This window comes from Variovorax sp. YR752 (assembly GCF_943372545.1).
The window spans coordinates 32,131-47,400 of record NZ_CALRZC010000040.1 but is presented as its reverse complement, the minus strand read 5'-3'; the positions used below and the strand labels follow the sequence as shown (position 1 = coordinate 47,400).

Below are 15,270 nucleotides of genomic sequence, written 5' to 3'. Positions count from 1 at the left end.
GGGATCACCTTCGAGTCGCTGGCGCGCGAGGTGTCGGTCGACGTGCACCCCCGCACCGTGATGGATGAACTGCTGCGCCTCGGGCTGGTGACGCTGGAGGGCGATCTCTTGATCCCGGTCAGCACGTCCTTCCTGCCCAGCCGGAGACTGGACGAACTGACGGCACTGTTCGCCGCCAATGCCGGCGACCACATGGCCGCCGCCGTCCACAACCTGACCACCGATGCGCCTCGTTACCTCGAACAAAGTGTCTTCGCCGATGGTCTGTCTGCCGCCTCGGTCGAGCAGTTGCATGAACTGGCGCGAGAGGCCTGGCAGGAGGCGTTCGAGACCATGGTGAAGGAAGCAGGCAAGCGTGTGGCCGCCGACGAGCGGACTCCCGAGGGCGAGCAGCAGCGCATGCGCTTCGGCGTGTATTTCTATGGCGAACCGCAGGCCGGCACGATCGGCGCCGCGGCCGCAGGCACCACGACGCCGCGCGCCAGCCGGCCCGCCGCGAAGAGGAAGAAGTCATGAAGCGCGCCACTCTCGCTCGCTGGCTGGTCGTGGCGGCCGCCGCGCTGGCCCTGTTCGCGGCCGGCTGCGGCGGCGGCGTCGGCTCGGGGGGCACCGGCATCAGCCCCGACGTGGCCCAGGGCACGGTCAACGGCTTCGGCAGCGTGATCGTCGACGGCGACCGTTTCGACGACAGCCAGGTGGCCACCTTCGAGGAAGACGCTCCGGGCGACCAGACCCGCACCGAAGTGCTGCTTGGCGAGCGCGTCGAGCTCGAGGCCGACGCCACCGGCGCGCTGACGCGCCTGCGCGTCGATGCGGCGCTGCTCGGTGCGGTCGATCGTGTCGACGCGCCGGCCGGCTTCGTGCTGCTCGGCCAGGCCGTGACGATCAACGGCGACGCGACGCGCGGCCCGGTGACGCAGTTCGCCGGCGGCTACACCGGTGCGGCCTCGGTGCGCGCAGCCGACACCGTCGAGGTGCACGGCTTCATCGTGCGCAGCGCCGGCGGCGTGGCGATCCAGGCCACCCGCGTCGAGCGCCGCGCTGCATTGCCCGCCTACCTGAAGCTGACCGGCCTGGCCAGCGCGATCGACGCCACCGGCTTCCAGCTCGGCAGCCTGCGCATCCTCACCGCCTCGGCCACCGTGCTGCCGGCCGGCGCCACGCTCGCCGAAGGGCAGGTCGTGTCGGTGCTGGCGCCGCTGGCCTCGCTGGTCGGACCGCCGGGTGCGCCTGCGCAGGTCGATGCCGCGCAGCTGCGCATCCGCTCCGCGGGCAGCGCCGGCGACGAGGTGCGGATCAGCGGCGTGATCGGCCTGTTCGACGCGGCGTCGGCGCGCTTCGACCTCGGCGGCACGACTGTCAACGCCGTCGGCGCCGATATTCGTCCGGACGGAGCGTCGCTGGCCGACGGCCTGTACGTGCAGGCGCGCGGCACCATGCAGCGCGACGGTTCGGTGCGGGCGGAGTCGGTGCGCATCCGCGACGGCCGAAGCGAGGCCGAAGCCGAGCTGAAGGGCAACGTCGCCGGGCTCGACCTGGCGACGCTGCGCTTCAGCGTGCGTGGCGTGGCGGTCGATGCGAGCACCGCCGAGATCGAGTCCTGCCCGAACGGCGTGCTCGCCGAGGGGCAGTTCGTCGCGGTCGAGGGGGCGCTCGGCGCCACCGGCGTGATCGCGAAGTCGGTGCACTGCGAAGACGAGCCGGACGGCGCCACCGTCGAGCGCAAGGGCACGGCCGGCAGCGTCGACGCTGCGGCCTCGCGCTTCACGCTGACCCCGCGGTCCGGTGCGCCCATCGCGGTGCGCTGGACCGAGACCACCTACTTCAAGCACGTCACGCCGGCCACGCTCGCCGGCCAGCGTGTCGAGGTCGAAGGCAAGCTGGTCGATGGCGTGCTGGTGGCGCAGCAGGTCGAGGTCGAGAGCGACGACGACTGATCCCGCCGGCCGTCGGGCGGTGGGTGCTGGCGTGAAATGCGGGCGATAACCCCGTGTTCTCACCCGCTCGCGGTGAGCGCGCGGGGTGGTCTAATGCGGCGGAAATTCCGCCCATGCCTGTCGTCGCAGTCGTCAATCGCAAGGGTGGCAGCGGCAAGTCGACGCTGGCCACACACCTCGCCGCCTGGTGTTCCACCACCGGGCGCGCAGCCATGCTGGGCGACGTCGACTTCCAGGGGTCCGCGCAGTCGTGGCTGAAACGCCGCGAGGCAAACCCCGCCGTGCGTGGCCGCGCCATCGTCGGCTGGTCAGCCGACCCGCGCAACGTCATGCGGCCGCCGGCCGGCGTGACCCACGTCGTGCTCGACACGCCGGGCGGCCTGCGCGGGCTCGATCTGGCCAAGGTGGTGATGACCGCCGATGCGATCCTGCTGCCGGTCAGCCACTCGATGTTCGACCGCGAGTCCGCCGCCGACTGCTATGCGGAGCTGAAGCTGTTGCCGCGCGTGGCCAGCGGCAGGTGCAAGGTGGCTGCCATCGGCATGCGGCTCGATGCCCGCACCCGCGGCGAGGAATCGCTGCGGGCCTGGGCGGCCGAGCTTGGCCTGCCGGTGATCGGGGTGCTGCGTGAGACGCAGGCCTACGTGCGCTGCGCCGAGCAGGGCCTGACGGTATTCGACCTGCCGCCCTCGCGCGCGCAGGCCGACCTGGCGCAGTGGCAACCGATCCTCGACTGGCTGAAGCCGGTGTTCGAGCCCGCACGGCGCGCGACCGAAGGCGCGGCGCGCGCCGATACCGCCGCCGTGCCGGCGCGGCGCGACGCGGCTCCCGTGCCGCCGAAGGCCCCCGCCCGGCCCGCCCAGGTGCCGGTGTTCTCGCCGTCTACTGCGCAGGTGCCGCTGGACGTGCTGCAGGCGGCGCCACGCCGCGCGGGCGTGCTCGCCCGGCTGGCGGGCTGGCTCGGACACTGGCCGATACGAAGACGCCTGCAGCGCGACTTCTAGATCGTTGCCAGGCGGTCCAGAATGCATCCGGGGGCGCGCTGCCGCGGCCCCGAGGAGAGCCGCCATGCCACGCCCGACCGTCCTGCCCCTGATCGTTCTCGCCGCGTTGCTGGCCAGCGAGGCTGCCCAGGCGCATGGCCGCCATGGCCGCTGGCACGGCGGCCTGAGCATCGGCATCGGCGTGCCGTTGTACCTGGGGCCCCACGGTGGCTACTACGGCGGGCCCTGGGTGGGCTATCCGGCGCCGGTCATCGTCGCGCCGCCGGTGGTCTACGCCGAGCCGCCGGCGCCGCCGATGCCGCCGCCCAAGGCGCCGCCCGACCCGATCTTCTATCCGCGCCAGGGGCAGGGCGCCGCGCAACTCGAAGCCGACCGGCAGGAGTGCAATCGCTGGGCGACCACGCAGCCCTCGGCGATGGCCGACGCCGGCGTCTTCCACCGCGCGACGCTGGCCTGCATGGACGGGCGGGGCTACAGCGCGCGATAGCCCCGCGCCGGCCCGCGCTCCTCAGCGGCGCAGGCGGAAGCCGCGGCCGCGGATCGTCTCGATCGCGTGCCGGCCGAGTTTGCGGCGCAGGTTGTACAGGTGCACGGCGACGGCGTTGTCGCTGGCCTCGCCGGCATCGCCGCCGATGAGGCGGGCGAGCGCGGCGCGCGGCACGGCGTGCGCCTCGTGCGCGGCCAGGGTGGCGGTGATGCGCCACTCGATCGGCGTCAGGTCCACGCGAACGCCATCGAGCATCGCGACCTCGCGCACGAGGTCGATGTCGAGTTCGCCGCCCAGCCAGCGGCCCCGCGGCGGTGCGGCGGGGCGCTGGCCCAGCGCGATGAGGCGTTCGGCGAGCAGTCCGGCATCGGCGCTGGCGTCGACGTGCTCCGCGCCAGGGGCCCCCGCCGGCGGCTCGCCGACCACGAGCACCGGCAGCACGGCCACGATGCGTCGCAACGATGCCGACAGGTCGGCGCCGTCGAGCGCCGGCCCCGTCAGCTGTGCGAGCACGGCATCGGCACGCGGCAGGGGCTCGTGCACATCGGGCAGGCTGCGCAGCCGAACGGCTTCGTGGCCGGCCGCGCGCAGCACCGCGGTCAGGTTCGCCGCGAGCGTGTCATCGGGGCTCAGCACAAGGAAACGCAAGGGAGCCTCCGGCACGCTCCGGCCGGGCCAGGGCGTTGCCAGCCGCATGCTGCGGCCGACGCCCGGCATCGTCTCGTGCGTCAAATGCAGACGCGCCGCAGCTATCCAGTCGTTGTCCATGGCAGGCCGGCCGATCACCACACATGCCGTCGCCGGCCCCGGACTGCCCGTGGCCTGGCGAGGGCGCCTGCCGCGCAGTCTGGAGCGCGAGCCTTAAAGAAACATGAAGACGGGCGCGGTGCCAGTCAGGCGCGGCGAGGCGGGAACTGCACGAGCACGCGCAACCCACCCAGCGGGGATTCGAGCAGGCGGATCATCGCGTGGTGGGCGACGACGACCGACTGCACGATCGACATGCCCAGACCGACGCCCTCGCTGCCCTGGGCGCCGAGGCGATCGAAGCGCTCGAAGACGCGGCTGCGCGACTCCGCCGGAATGCCGGGGCCGGAGTCGTCCACGATCAGCATCACCGAGTCGCCCTCGCGGCGCGTGCTGATGCTGACCTGCCCACCTGCCGGCGTGTAGCGGATCGCATTGCCCAGCAGGTTGCGCACCAGCAGCAGCATGCCCAGCTCCATCGCGACGATGCGGCGCTCGACGAACGCCGACTCGAGCCTGAGCCCGCGACGCTCGGCCAGCGTGCCCAGGTCGCGCAGCACACTCTCGTAGACGACGGCCACGTCGACCGACTGGCTGAGCCCGTCGGCCTGGTGCGCGACGCTCTCCATGCGCGCCAGGTCGAGCAGCTGATCGAGCAGGTGCGCCGCACGGTCGACGCCCTTCATGACCGATGCGAGCGCCTCGGCCAGTTCCTCCGGCGAATGCGCGGTGGCCGCGATCTGCGCCTGCGCGCGCAGGCCCGCCAGCGGCGTGCGCAACTCGTGCGCCGCCACCGAGGTGAATCCGCGCTCGAGCGACAGCGTCTTGTTGATGCGCTCGAACAGCGCGTTGATCGAGCTGATCATCGGCTTGAGCTCGACCGGCGGGTTCTCGGCCACCAGCGGCGTCAGGTCGATCGGGCTGCGCTCGCTGAGCTGTGCCGCCGAGGCGTCGATGGCACGCAGCGAACGGCTCATCAGCCACCACGTGACAGTGAACACCAGCGCGAAGGGCAGCAGCAGGAAAGAGAAGAAGTAGAAGCCGACGATGCCGATCGCCGAATCGCGTTCGGCGAGGCGCTCGGCGACCTGGATCACCATCTCGCCGCCGTTGCCCTCCATCGCGTAGACGCGGAAGTCATCGCCGTCGATCGGCACCGTGACGAATCCGGTCTGCCGCAGCGGCATCATCGGCTCGTGGGGCGAGGCCTTGTAGCTGTGCAGCAGCATGTTGCCGTGGCGCGTCCAGATCTGGTAGCGGTAGCGCGAGCCCAGCGTGGCTGCCGTCTCGGCGTGCATCAGCTCGGTGCGGCCGTCGCCGAGGATCTCGGTGATCTCGTGCTCGGAGAACGACAGCACGGTGCGCGCCAGGTCCTCCAGGCGCGAGTCGAGCAGGCGCTGGTCTTCGTGGCCGGCTGCCCAGTACATGGCCGCACCGCCGGCCAGCAGCGTCGCCAGGCTGGCCGTCGCGGCGATCAGCAGCAAGCGGGTGCGCAGCGACCAATCCCTAACCTTCGACTTCATCGCCGACCTCCGCACCCAGGTGATAGCCGAGCCCGCGCACCGTCTTGATCAGCGCCGGGTCGAACTTGCGCCGCAGGTGGTGGATGTAGACCTCCACCGCATTGCTGTCGACCTCGTCGCCCCAGCCGTACAGCGCCTCCTCGAGCCGTTCGCGCGACAGGATCTGGCCCTTCTTGCGCACCAGCGTCTCGAGCAGCCAGAACTCGCGGTTGGTCAGCGGCACCACCTTGCCCTTCCAGGTGGCGGTGCGGCGCGCCGGCTGCAGCTTCAGCGCACCGTGCGTGAGCACGCTGGCGCCGCCGGACTGGGCCAGCTGCGCGCGCCGGGTCACGGCACGCACGCGCGCGGTGACCTCGTCCAGGTCGACCGGCTTGGTCAGGTAGTCGTCGGCGCCGAGCTCGAGCAGGCGCACGCGGTCGATCAGCCCGCCGCGCGCCGTGATGACAATCGCCGACAGCCCCGGGTTGCGTTCGCGCAGCGTGCGCAGGCACTCCTCGCCGTTGAGATCGGGCAGGTTCAGGTCGAGCAGCACGCAGCCGTACTCGGCCGAACGCATGGCGGCGACGAACTCGCGGCCGGACTGGATCCAGTCCACCGCGTAGCCGGCGCGCAGCAGTGCCTTGTGCAGCGCACCGCCGAACAGGGTGTCGTCTTCGACCATCAGGATGCGCATCGGAGTCGGTCGCTCGCTTCGAACTGTTTGCGGCGATTGTCATCAATGCGCCTGCCTGCGGCGACCCCGGAGTCGCGGAAATCCGCTGCGACGGGGGCGGCGATTAAGCCGCGCTAAGGCAGATCCGCACACGCCGCGCAGCGTCCCCCGCGATCCGGGGGTGATGGGGGGGCTCCCTACCGCGAAGAGCAGGAGCGCCACCCGACGCAGCAATCGGGCACGTCCATAGAGTGACCCCGAAGGCAATGGAACCGGACCCGCTGCGGGCCACGGTTCATGGTCAGTAGGGGGAACCATGGAATCACCGTCCACTCGCGCGCTCTGGAACCATGCCGCGGTCAGCATCGTCCGCGTGCTGCTCGGCCTGTCGTGCCTTGGCCTCGCCTCGGCGCAGGCGATGGAGATACGCGTGCGCGGCACCGACGGTGTCGACGTCAACGCCTACCGCTACACCATCGAGGAAGACGCCACCTACGACGTCGTGCCCGACGTGACGGGCCTCAGCGGCGACCCGACGCTCTCGCTCGGCTTCCACCGCAGCCACACGCGGGTCGTGCAGGTCGGCCACAGCAGCGCCGGCGGCGTGGTGAGCTTCAACCCGAGCGAGCCCGGCAAGCGCTACTACGTGTCGGTGATGCCGGACAACGCCAGCTTCGGCACCACCGCCACCGGCTACACGATGAACGGCCTGCCGATCCGCGCGGATGCGGCGGGCGCCTACCCGGACGTGGTCGTGCCGGTCAATCCACTGCCGTTCAAGACGGCGCAGATCTCCGTGTTCGTGTTCGAGGACAACGCGCCGATCAACGGCTCGGCCGATGCGCCGGGGGTGCAGGAGGCGCCGCTGTGCGGCTGGGAGGTGCAGATGTTCGAGGCCGGCGGCGCCTACGGTGCCTCGGGCGGCCGCGTGGCCACCGACACCTTCGGCAACCCGCTGGGCACGGAGTACGCACTCAACCCCGACGGCTCGCCGCGCTACAACGCCGACGGCTCGCTGATGGTAGCCAGGCTCGGCGCCAACCAGTTGTGGACCGACCGCAACGGCGTGGTGCGCATCAAGAACCTGTCGCCGGCGAAGTACACCGTCTTCTCGGTCGCGCCGCCGCAGATGCCCAGCGTGCAGCGCTGCAACTTCGCCGACGCGAACGGCAACCCCACCAACGTGCCGATCTGGGTGCCGACGGCGGCGCAGCGCACCCGCACCGACCAGGTCGTGTGGGACAACGGCTTCGAGATCGCCCCGGCCATCCACGGCCAGGATCAGTCGAAGTGGCACCAGACCACGACGATCGAGGGCACCTGGGGCGTGGACGCCTGGGTGAAGTCCGGCGAACCGGCCTTCTTCAAGGAATTCGGGCCGCCGGGGCATCACGTCTGGCACGGCTTCGTGCGCCGCTTCAAGGACACCTCGGCCAGCGGCCTGAGCGGCGCGGCGTCGGTCAGCGGCAAGGTGGTCAGCACGCACATGTCGCGCCCGCCGGGCGTGCGCTTCCACTCAGGCAAGCCGATGTCGGCCTGCTGGGTCGGCCTCAACGAGATCGCCGCCGGCGTGGGCCTGGGGCGCACGCTGTACGCGAACTCCTGCAGCGACGTGGCCGGCGAGGAGGGGCGCTTCGCGATCAGCGGGCTGAAGGCCGGCCAGCGCTACCAGCTCGCCGTGTGGGACGAGCCGCTGGACAACGTCATCGCGAACTTCGAGTTCGTCATGCCGGCCGACGGCTCCAACCTCGACCTGCACGACGTGCCGGTATTCAACTGGTTCACCAACCTGCAGGGCAAGGTCTTCTACGACCGTGACGGCACCGGCTTCCCGATCGATGCCGCCGGCAGCGCCAAGCCCGGCATCCCGCAGTCGGTCGTCAACATCCGTTTCCGCGACGGCTCGATCTACAACTCGACGGTCACCGACGACGAGGGCTACTACGAGTTCGCCGAGGTCTTCCCGTTCTTCAACTGGATGGTCGCCGAGACAGACTTCGCGCGCTTCAAGGCCACCGGCGCGACGATCATCTCCGACGACGGCGGCCCGGTGGCCAACGCCGGCGGCACGCTGCGCGGCCTGCGCGCGGACGGTGGCGTCGAGCCGCTGTGGCCCGACTCGCTCCTGACGCCGCAAGCCCAGCCCGAGAACGCCGGCCAGCCGTGGCGCATCTTCGGCGGCAGGAACCCCGACGGCTCCCCGGTGGCGCCGAGCTCGGCCAACCTGCTGCAGAACTTCCAGGGCTTCCTCGGCCAGACCAACGTCGTGCACTGGGGCAAGAGCGAATACAACCCGAGCGATCCGAACGACCACGGCGGCATCACCGGCGTCGTGCACTACGCCTCGACGCGTGCCGAGTTCGATCCGAAGTTCGCCACGCCCGAGAACAACGAGCCGGGCATCCCGAACGTCGAGATCCGCCTGTACCGGCTGAACAACCAGAACAAGGTGGTGGCGCCGGACGGCAGCATCGTCGAGCCCAGCGCTGCCACGCTGGCCCATGCGGTGCAGATCGCCGGCACCGACAGCTTCGACAACGCGATGCCGCAGAACTGCGTCGACCCGCTGCCCTACGTCGACCGCGCCGGCAACAGCTTTGCCACCGGAACCAACCAGAGCCGCTGCTACGACGGCATGCGCATCTGGAACCAGGTGCGCGACGGCGTGTTCGACGGTGGCTTCGGCTTCGTCGACTACTGCCCGGCCGGCCTGGCCGCGGACGGCAGCTGCAACGCCGATCCGGCGCGCGCCAACAGCGTCGACCCGGTGCCACTGCCGCCGGGGCGCTACATGGTCGAGGGCGTGGCGCCCTACGGCTACGAGCACCAGAAGGAAGAGGACAAGAACGTCGACTTCGGCGACCTGCTCGTCCCCGGCACGCTGGCCAACCCGGCCGAGTGCCTGGGCTCGCGCGACGAGGCGCTGGACGAGAACGGCCTGCCCTTCGTCACCGGAGGGGTGCAGAACCTGGTCCCCGGGGCACTGACCCTGTTCGAGGGCGTCGAGATCCCGGCGCGCTTCCGCGACAGCTATGCGGCCGACGGCACCACCGTGCTGGCGCGCCGCCCGTACTGCAACAAGAAGCTGGTCGTCGTCGCGCCGGGGTTGAACCCGTTCGCCGACTTCCACATGTTCACGCGCACGCCGGTGGCCGGCCACATCGTCGGCATGATCCTCGACGACCTGGCCAACGAGTTCGACCCGTACTCGCCGAGCTTCGGCGAGAAGTACGCGCCGCCGTTCATGCCGGTCTCGATCCGCGACTACGCGGGCAACGAGATCAACCGCGTCTACTCCGACCGCTACGGCACCTACAACGCGCTCGTGCCGTCGACCTTCGCGTTCAACGTGCCGATGCCCTCGGGCGTGGCGCCGAACATGGTCAACGTGTGCCTGAACTCGCCGACCATGAAGGACCCGGCGACCGGCGCGCAGGTGATCGACCCGCACTACAACCCGCAGTACACGCAGTACTGCTACACCTTCCAGTACCTGCCCGGCAAGACGACCTACCTCGATACGCCGGTGCTGCCGATCGCGGCCTTCGCCGGCCCGTCGCAGTACGCGCTCGACGTCGAGCAGCCCGACGGCACGCCGGGCGTCAAGATGGTCACCGGCCAGGTGGCCGGCAGCGACGTCGGCCCGTGGGTGCCGGCCGGCGGCGGCACGATCCGCATCATCGGCATGGGCCAGACGCGGGTGAACAACCCGGCCTACGACCAGAACGACCTCGGCACACCGGGCACCAATGCCGCGCCGAAGACGATCCTGCGCGACTACGGCTTCTGCGCCCGCGACAGCGCCGGCGCCTGCACCGACTCGGGCCGCGTCTTCATCGGCGGCAGCGAGATTCCGGCCGCCAACGTGGGCTGGAGCTACGACGTGCTGACGGTGGCCGTGCCGGCCGGCGTGAGCGGCACGGTCGAGGTGCAGCGCGGCAATGGCCGCAAGAGCGTGCGCGGCGCGACGCTGCACGCCGGCACCGCCAACATGCCGGCGGGTCGCGTCCGGCCGATCACCGTCGGCCAGGGCGGCGGCTACGACTTCGCGTCCATCCAGGCGGCGATCGACGCCGCGCAGGACGGTGACCTGATCACCGTCGGCCCGGGCCTCTACGAGGAGGCGCCGATCGTCTGGAAGCGCGTGCGCGTGCAGGGCTACGGCGCGCCGGCGACCATCGTCAATGCGGCGATGGGTGCCGACTACGTGCGCCAGGCGGCGTGGCGCCGCAAGGCCTGCGACCTGGTGCTTTCGCAGGGCATGTCCGCCGCGCTGCTGCCCGGCCAGGCCGTGCCGGCGACGATGGACGCCTGCCTGAGCGGCGACACGGTGGACAACGCGCCGCTGCTGTTCGCCTCCGAAGAGGCCTCGGGCTTCTTCGTGCTGCAGCGGCCGCTGGCCGGCAACGCGCGACGCATGGCCAACGGGCCCTTCTACGCCGACCCGACACCGGGCAACCCGAACAACGCCGACTCGCCGGTGCTCGCCTTGCAGATCGACGGCTTCACCGTGACCGGTGCCGACACCGGCGGCGGCATCGTCGCCAACGGCAACGCCGTCCAGCTGCAGATCTCCAACAACCGCATCGTCGGCAACCAGGGCCTCTACAACGGCGGCATCCGCATCGGCCATGCCGACCTCGACCAGGCCGACCTGCCGGTGGACTCGAACAACCTGCTGGTCAACATCCACCACAACGAGATCCTGAAGAACGGCAACCTGGCGGGCGACACCGCTGGCGGCGGCGGCGGCATCTCGATGTACACGGGTTCGCGCGGCTACCGCGTGGCGCAGAACTACATCGCCGGCAACTTCTCGACCGGCGACGGCGGCGGCATGGCGCACTACGGCCAGAGCGGCAACTACGCGTTCATCACGCTGGCCGGCACGGCCACGCTGATCGACCAGGACAACCGCAGCGAACTCGCCGGACTGGTGAGCTACGCCAGCACGGTGTCGGACAACCAGTTCCGCTTCAACCAGGCGTTCTCGCAGGCCAAGTCGGTGCAGGGCGGCGGCCTGGCCGTGATCGGCATCGTCGACCCGGCCAACACCGGCATCGCGCTGGGCACCGGCAGCGTGACCGTCATCAACAACACCTTCCAGGGCAACCTGGCCGGTGCGGGCGACGGCGGCGGCATCGCGCTGGTCGGCGTCAACGGCAGCAACGACGTGCTGGTGCCGGTGCCGCTGAGCTGGAACCGCGTCGACATCCTCAACAACGTGATCGTCAACAACGGCGCGGGCGTGGCCGGCGGCGGCATCTCGCTGCAGGACGCCGCCAACGTCAACATCGTCAACAACACCGTCGCGCTGAACGACAGCTACGCCACCGCGGCGCGCGCCTTCCAGGGCAGCACCAGCCCGACGCAGGCCTCGAACTGTGCGCAGGGCCTGGGCGACCCGGGCTGCCTGGTGATCGCCGAGTCGGTGGTGCAGAACGGCGCCGGCATCGCCGCCTACGGCCACTCGGCCGGGCTGCTGGCGCGGCTGGCGACCTTCGGCGCGGTGGGCGAGGGGCTGGCCGGCAAGGCGCGCTGGTTCTCCGAGGCACGCATCGTCAACAGCGTGGTGCTGGGCAACCGCAGCTTCAACTGGAAGATCGACTACGCCATCGACCAGACGACCTGCTCCTACAACACCGCCAACGGCAGCCCCTGCTTCGGGCTGCAGGGCCCGGCGCTGGCCACGCGGGCCGGCAACGACGTGGCGGTGCTGTTCGCCCCGGCGGCCACGCCCGACCCGACGCTGAACAGCAGCCACTCGGTGTTCTCCGCGCTGAACGCGGGCGACGGCACGGCGGCAGGTGCGAACAACACGCAGGGCGACGTGGCGGTGCCCGGCATCGACTTCGGCAGCGCCTACGCGCTGGGCAGCAACGGCGCGCTCAGGCAGTTGATGGTCGCGCTCGAGCAGTCGATCCCCAAGGGCGCCCCGGTGCTCGAGGTGCAGGAGCCGACCGTGGCCACCACCGCGGCGGCGTTCGACGAGGGCGGCAACTTCATCGACGTGCGCTTCGGCCCGCTGACGCGCGGCGGCCTCGCCGGCGGCAGCTGGGTCGACTTCGGCACCTACAACCCGACGACCGCTGCCGTCGCGGCGCCGGGCGGCCACTTCTCGCTCGGCCAGAGCGGCGTGACGCTGCTGTGGCCGAAGCTGGCCAGCGACCGCAACGGCGTGCTGCGTGACAGCGGCAACTTCGTCCGCGGCGCGCTCGCGCAATAAGCAGGCAGGGAGAACACCATGAACCCGTTCAGCAAGCTCTTCGCGGCGCTGGCCAGCATGCTGGTGGTGCCGGCCGCAGTGGCCGGTGTCTACCCGCAGTGCCCGTTCGACATCGAGGCGGCGGGCATCACGCACGACACGGACGCGGCCACCGGCCTGACGCTGCACTCGCGGCAGGTCGGCGCCGGCACGGCCGGCGACCCGCAGCACCGCCAGGTGTGCGTGCACGTGGTCGCCGGCGACGGCTGGCAGGTGCTCGGCGACGGACGCCAGTCGTACGGCTTCGGCTTTGCGCCGGCCGAGGGCAAGGACGAGGAGGTGATGATCAACGGCATCGCCAACGCCAAGTTCCCGGCGCCGACCCTCACCTTCCGCGAGGGCGACGAGGTCTGGCTGTCGCTGACCAACGTCGGCATGATCCACCGGCCCGACCTGTTCGACCAGCACTCGGTGCACTGGCACGGCTACCCGCAGGCCTCGGCGATCTTCGACGGCGTGCCGCAGGGCTCGGCCACCGTGCAGATGGGCTCGACCTTCACCTACTACTACAAGGTCAACGATCCCGGCACCTTCATGTGGCACTGCCACGTCGAGGCCACCGAGCACATGGAGATGGGCATGCTGGGCATGCTCAACGTGCTGCCGCGGCAGGACGGCAGCGCGATGACCGACGCCGCTGCGGCGAAGACCTTCACCCAGTTCGCCTACAACGACGGCGACGGCTCGACCGGCTACGACCGTGCCTTCACGTTGCAGATGGGCGCGGTCGACTCGAACTTCCACGAGCTTCACGAGCTGGTGCAGCCGCTGCCCTTCCTCGAGCTGAAGGGCGACTTCACGCAGATCAACGGGCGCGGCTACCCGATGACCACGCTGGAGAACCCCGCCGACATGCCGCAGGCGCCGGACGCGCCGGCGCTGTCGCAGCAGCTGCACGCGGTGCTGCGCGCGACGGCCGGCGAGCGCGTGCTGCTGCGCCTGTCCAACCTCAGCGTCGACGCCTACTACACCTTCACCGCGCTCGGCCTGCCGATGCGCATCGTCGGCCGCGGCGCGGCGATCGCGCGCGGCCCCGGCGGCCAGAGCTGGGCGCACGACACCGCCTCGGTGACGCTGGGTGGCGGCGACGGCATCGACCTGCTGATCGACACGCGCGGCAAGCCGCCCGGTACCTACTACCTCTACACGACCAACCTGAACCTGCTGAGCAACGGTGCTGGCGAGGACCGCGGCGGTCTGATGACCACCTTCGTGCTGCAGTGAGACCAGCCACCGGGAGGACCCCACCATGAGCCCGAACCACATCCTTCAACGCGCCCGGCGCTGGCTGCTGGCCGCTGCGATGGCACTGGCCGGTGCCCACGCCGGCGCGGCGATCGTCGGCGTCGGCGGCACGGCGAGCGGCGCCACGCGCAGCTTCGACCTGTTCGCCGCCGAGGGCCACATCAGCATGGCCGACGGCGTGCAGGTGTACTCGTGGGGCTACGGCGCAGCGGTCGGCTCCGGCGGCACCGGCCTGATGCAGATCAGCGGGCCGACGCTGATCGTCAACCAGGGCGAGACGGTGACGATCAACTTCACCAACAACCTGCCGACGCGCAGCTCGATGCTGTTCCCCGGCCAGAGCGGCGTGGCGGCCAGCGGCGGCGTTGCCGGCGTGCTGGCGCAGGAAGCGGCGCCCGGCCAGACGGTCAGCTACAGCTTCACGGCGACGCGGCCCGGCACCTACCTGTACCAGAGCGGCACGCAGCCGGCGCTGCAGGTCGAGATGGGCCTGGTCGGCGCGCTGATCGTCTACCCGAGCAGCAACCTGGCCGGCTCGAAGTGGGCCTATGACCACGCCGGCACGGCCTACGACCGCGAGACGCTGTTCGTGGTCGGCGACATCGACTCCGACATTCACCAGATCGTGGCCGAGCAGGTGAACGCGTTCAAGGCCGGTGCGGGCTACACGCCGACCTCCGAAGGCCTGTTCAGCGCCGACATGTCCAAGCGCTTCCCGAAGTACTGGACGCTCAACGGCCGCACCTCGCCCGACGTGTTCGCGAAGAACTTCGCCGCCGAGCTGCCGCACCAGCCCTACAACACGCTGCCGCGGCTGCACCCGGGCGAGAAGATGCTGCTGCGCATGATCGGCGCGGGCACCGACCTGCACCCGATGCACCACCACGGCAACAACTCGTGGGCGATCGCGCGTGACGGCCGCATGCTCGGCAGCGCGCCTGGCGCGGGGCCCAACCTCGCCTTCTCCGACTACACGATCAAGGTCGTGCCGGGCCAGACGCTTGACGCGATCTGGAGCTGGACCGGCGCCGGGCTCGGCTGGGACGTCTACGGCAAGCTGTGCAACCCGGCGCAGCTCAACACCGCGGCGCCCGACTACTGCAGCCACACGGCGCAGCAGCGCCATCAGCTCGCCAGCGACATCGGCAAGCCGATCCCGGTGAAGCTGCCGTCGGAGTTCGAGCTGGCCTACGGCGAGTTCTACAGCGGCAGCCCCTACCTCGGCGACTTCGGCGTCCGCCCGGTCGGCGCGGGGGCGGCCAACACCTCGGGTGCGTACTTCCACATGTTCCACTCGCACAACGAGCGCGAAGTGGTCAACGGCGGCATCTTCCCCGGCGGCATGATGACCATGATGGTGATCGAGCCCCACGGCGTGACGATCGACGCCGGTCAGCCTTGAGCGGCAGC

The 15,270-nt window shown here is 70.8% G+C and carries 9 protein-coding genes and 1 pseudogene; 7 read left to right on the top strand and 3 right to left on the bottom strand.

The features are described from left to right. The 4 genes and pseudogenes from AAG801_RS12355 to AAG801_RS12340 all read left to right on the top strand — a co-directional run. Window positions 1-516: pseudogene (locus tag AAG801_RS12355) on the top strand (hypothetical protein); the annotation flags it as partial. Beyond that, on the top strand, window positions 513-1,937 hold the full coding sequence (locus tag AAG801_RS12350; protein WP_341888636.1) for a DUF5666 domain-containing protein: 1,425 nt from the start codon (window positions 513-515) through the stop codon (window positions 1,935-1,937). The pseudogene AAG801_RS12355 and the gene AAG801_RS12350, both read left to right, overlap by 4 nt. Before the next feature lie 113 nt (window positions 1,938-2,050). Next, window positions 2,051-2,941, top strand: a complete 891-nt coding sequence (locus AAG801_RS12345; RefSeq protein WP_341888635.1) for a ParA family protein — start codon at window positions 2,051-2,053, stop codon at window positions 2,939-2,941. 64 nt (window positions 2,942-3,005) lie between these two features. Beyond that, window positions 3,006-3,428: a hypothetical protein gene (locus AAG801_RS12340; RefSeq protein ID WP_341888634.1), complete on the top strand. Its 423-nt coding sequence runs from the start codon at window positions 3,006-3,008 to the stop codon at window positions 3,426-3,428. 21 nt (window positions 3,429-3,449) lie between these two features. Here AAG801_RS12340 and AAG801_RS12335 read toward each other — a convergent pair whose 3' ends face one another. The 3 genes from AAG801_RS12335 to AAG801_RS12325 form a co-directional block, all read right to left on the bottom strand. After that, a complete protein-coding gene (locus tag AAG801_RS12335; RefSeq protein WP_341888633.1) occupies window positions 3,450-4,076 on the bottom strand; it encodes a winged helix-turn-helix domain-containing protein in 627 nt (208 codons plus the stop codon). Window positions 4,077-4,321: 245 nt separating this feature from the next. Further along, entirely contained in the window at window positions 4,322-5,698 is a 1,377-nt protein-coding gene (locus AAG801_RS12330) for an ATP-binding protein (RefSeq protein WP_341888632.1), read from the bottom strand. Further along, a complete protein-coding gene (locus AAG801_RS12325) occupies window positions 5,682-6,371 on the bottom strand; it encodes a response regulator transcription factor (protein ID WP_341888631.1) in 690 nt (229 codons plus the stop codon). Before AAG801_RS12325 ends, AAG801_RS12330 begins: the two co-directional genes overlap by 17 nt. A 295-nt stretch (window positions 6,372-6,666) precedes the next feature. Here AAG801_RS12325 and AAG801_RS12320 point away from each other — a divergent pair, with 295 nt between their 5' ends. Genes AAG801_RS12320 through AAG801_RS12310 form a run of 3 tightly spaced genes read left to right on the top strand, consistent with a single transcriptional unit; the run spans window position 6,667 to window position 15,262 of the window. After that, window positions 6,667-12,576, top strand: a complete 5,910-nt coding sequence (locus tag AAG801_RS12320; protein WP_341888630.1) for a hypothetical protein — start codon at window positions 6,667-6,669, stop codon at window positions 12,574-12,576. Window positions 12,577-12,594: 18 nt separating this feature from the next. Further along, complete coding sequence (locus AAG801_RS12315) at window positions 12,595-13,839, top strand: multicopper oxidase domain-containing protein (RefSeq protein ID WP_341888629.1); 1,245 nt, start codon at window positions 12,595-12,597, stop codon at window positions 13,837-13,839. A 25-nt stretch (window positions 13,840-13,864) separates the two neighbouring features. Further along, on the top strand, window positions 13,865-15,262 hold the full coding sequence (locus tag AAG801_RS12310) for a multicopper oxidase domain-containing protein (protein WP_341888628.1): 1,398 nt from the start codon (window positions 13,865-13,867) through the stop codon (window positions 15,260-15,262). Window positions 15,263-15,270 lie beyond the last annotated feature (8 nt).

Coding starts and splice junctions, on each gene's coding strand:
- AAG801_RS12350 (WP_341888636.1), top strand. CDS start 513: ATGAAGCGCGCCACTCTCGCTCGCTGGCTGGTCGTGGCGGCCGCCGCG.
- AAG801_RS12330 (WP_341888632.1), bottom strand. CDS start 5,698: ATGAAGTCGAAGGTTAGGGATTGGTCGCTGCGCACCCGCTTGCTGCTG.
- AAG801_RS12315 (WP_341888629.1), top strand. CDS start 12,595: ATGAACCCGTTCAGCAAGCTCTTCGCGGCGCTGGCCAGCATGCTGGTG.
- AAG801_RS12325 (WP_341888631.1), bottom strand. CDS start 6,371: ATGCGCATCCTGATGGTCGAAGACGACACCCTGTTCGGCGGTGCGCTG.
- AAG801_RS12320 (WP_341888630.1), top strand. CDS start 6,667: ATGGAATCACCGTCCACTCGCGCGCTCTGGAACCATGCCGCGGTCAGC.
- AAG801_RS12340 (WP_341888634.1), top strand. CDS start 3,006: ATGCCACGCCCGACCGTCCTGCCCCTGATCGTTCTCGCCGCGTTGCTG.
- AAG801_RS12345 (WP_341888635.1), top strand. CDS start 2,051: ATGCCTGTCGTCGCAGTCGTCAATCGCAAGGGTGGCAGCGGCAAGTCG.
- AAG801_RS12310 (WP_341888628.1), top strand. CDS start 13,865: ATGAGCCCGAACCACATCCTTCAACGCGCCCGGCGCTGGCTGCTGGCC.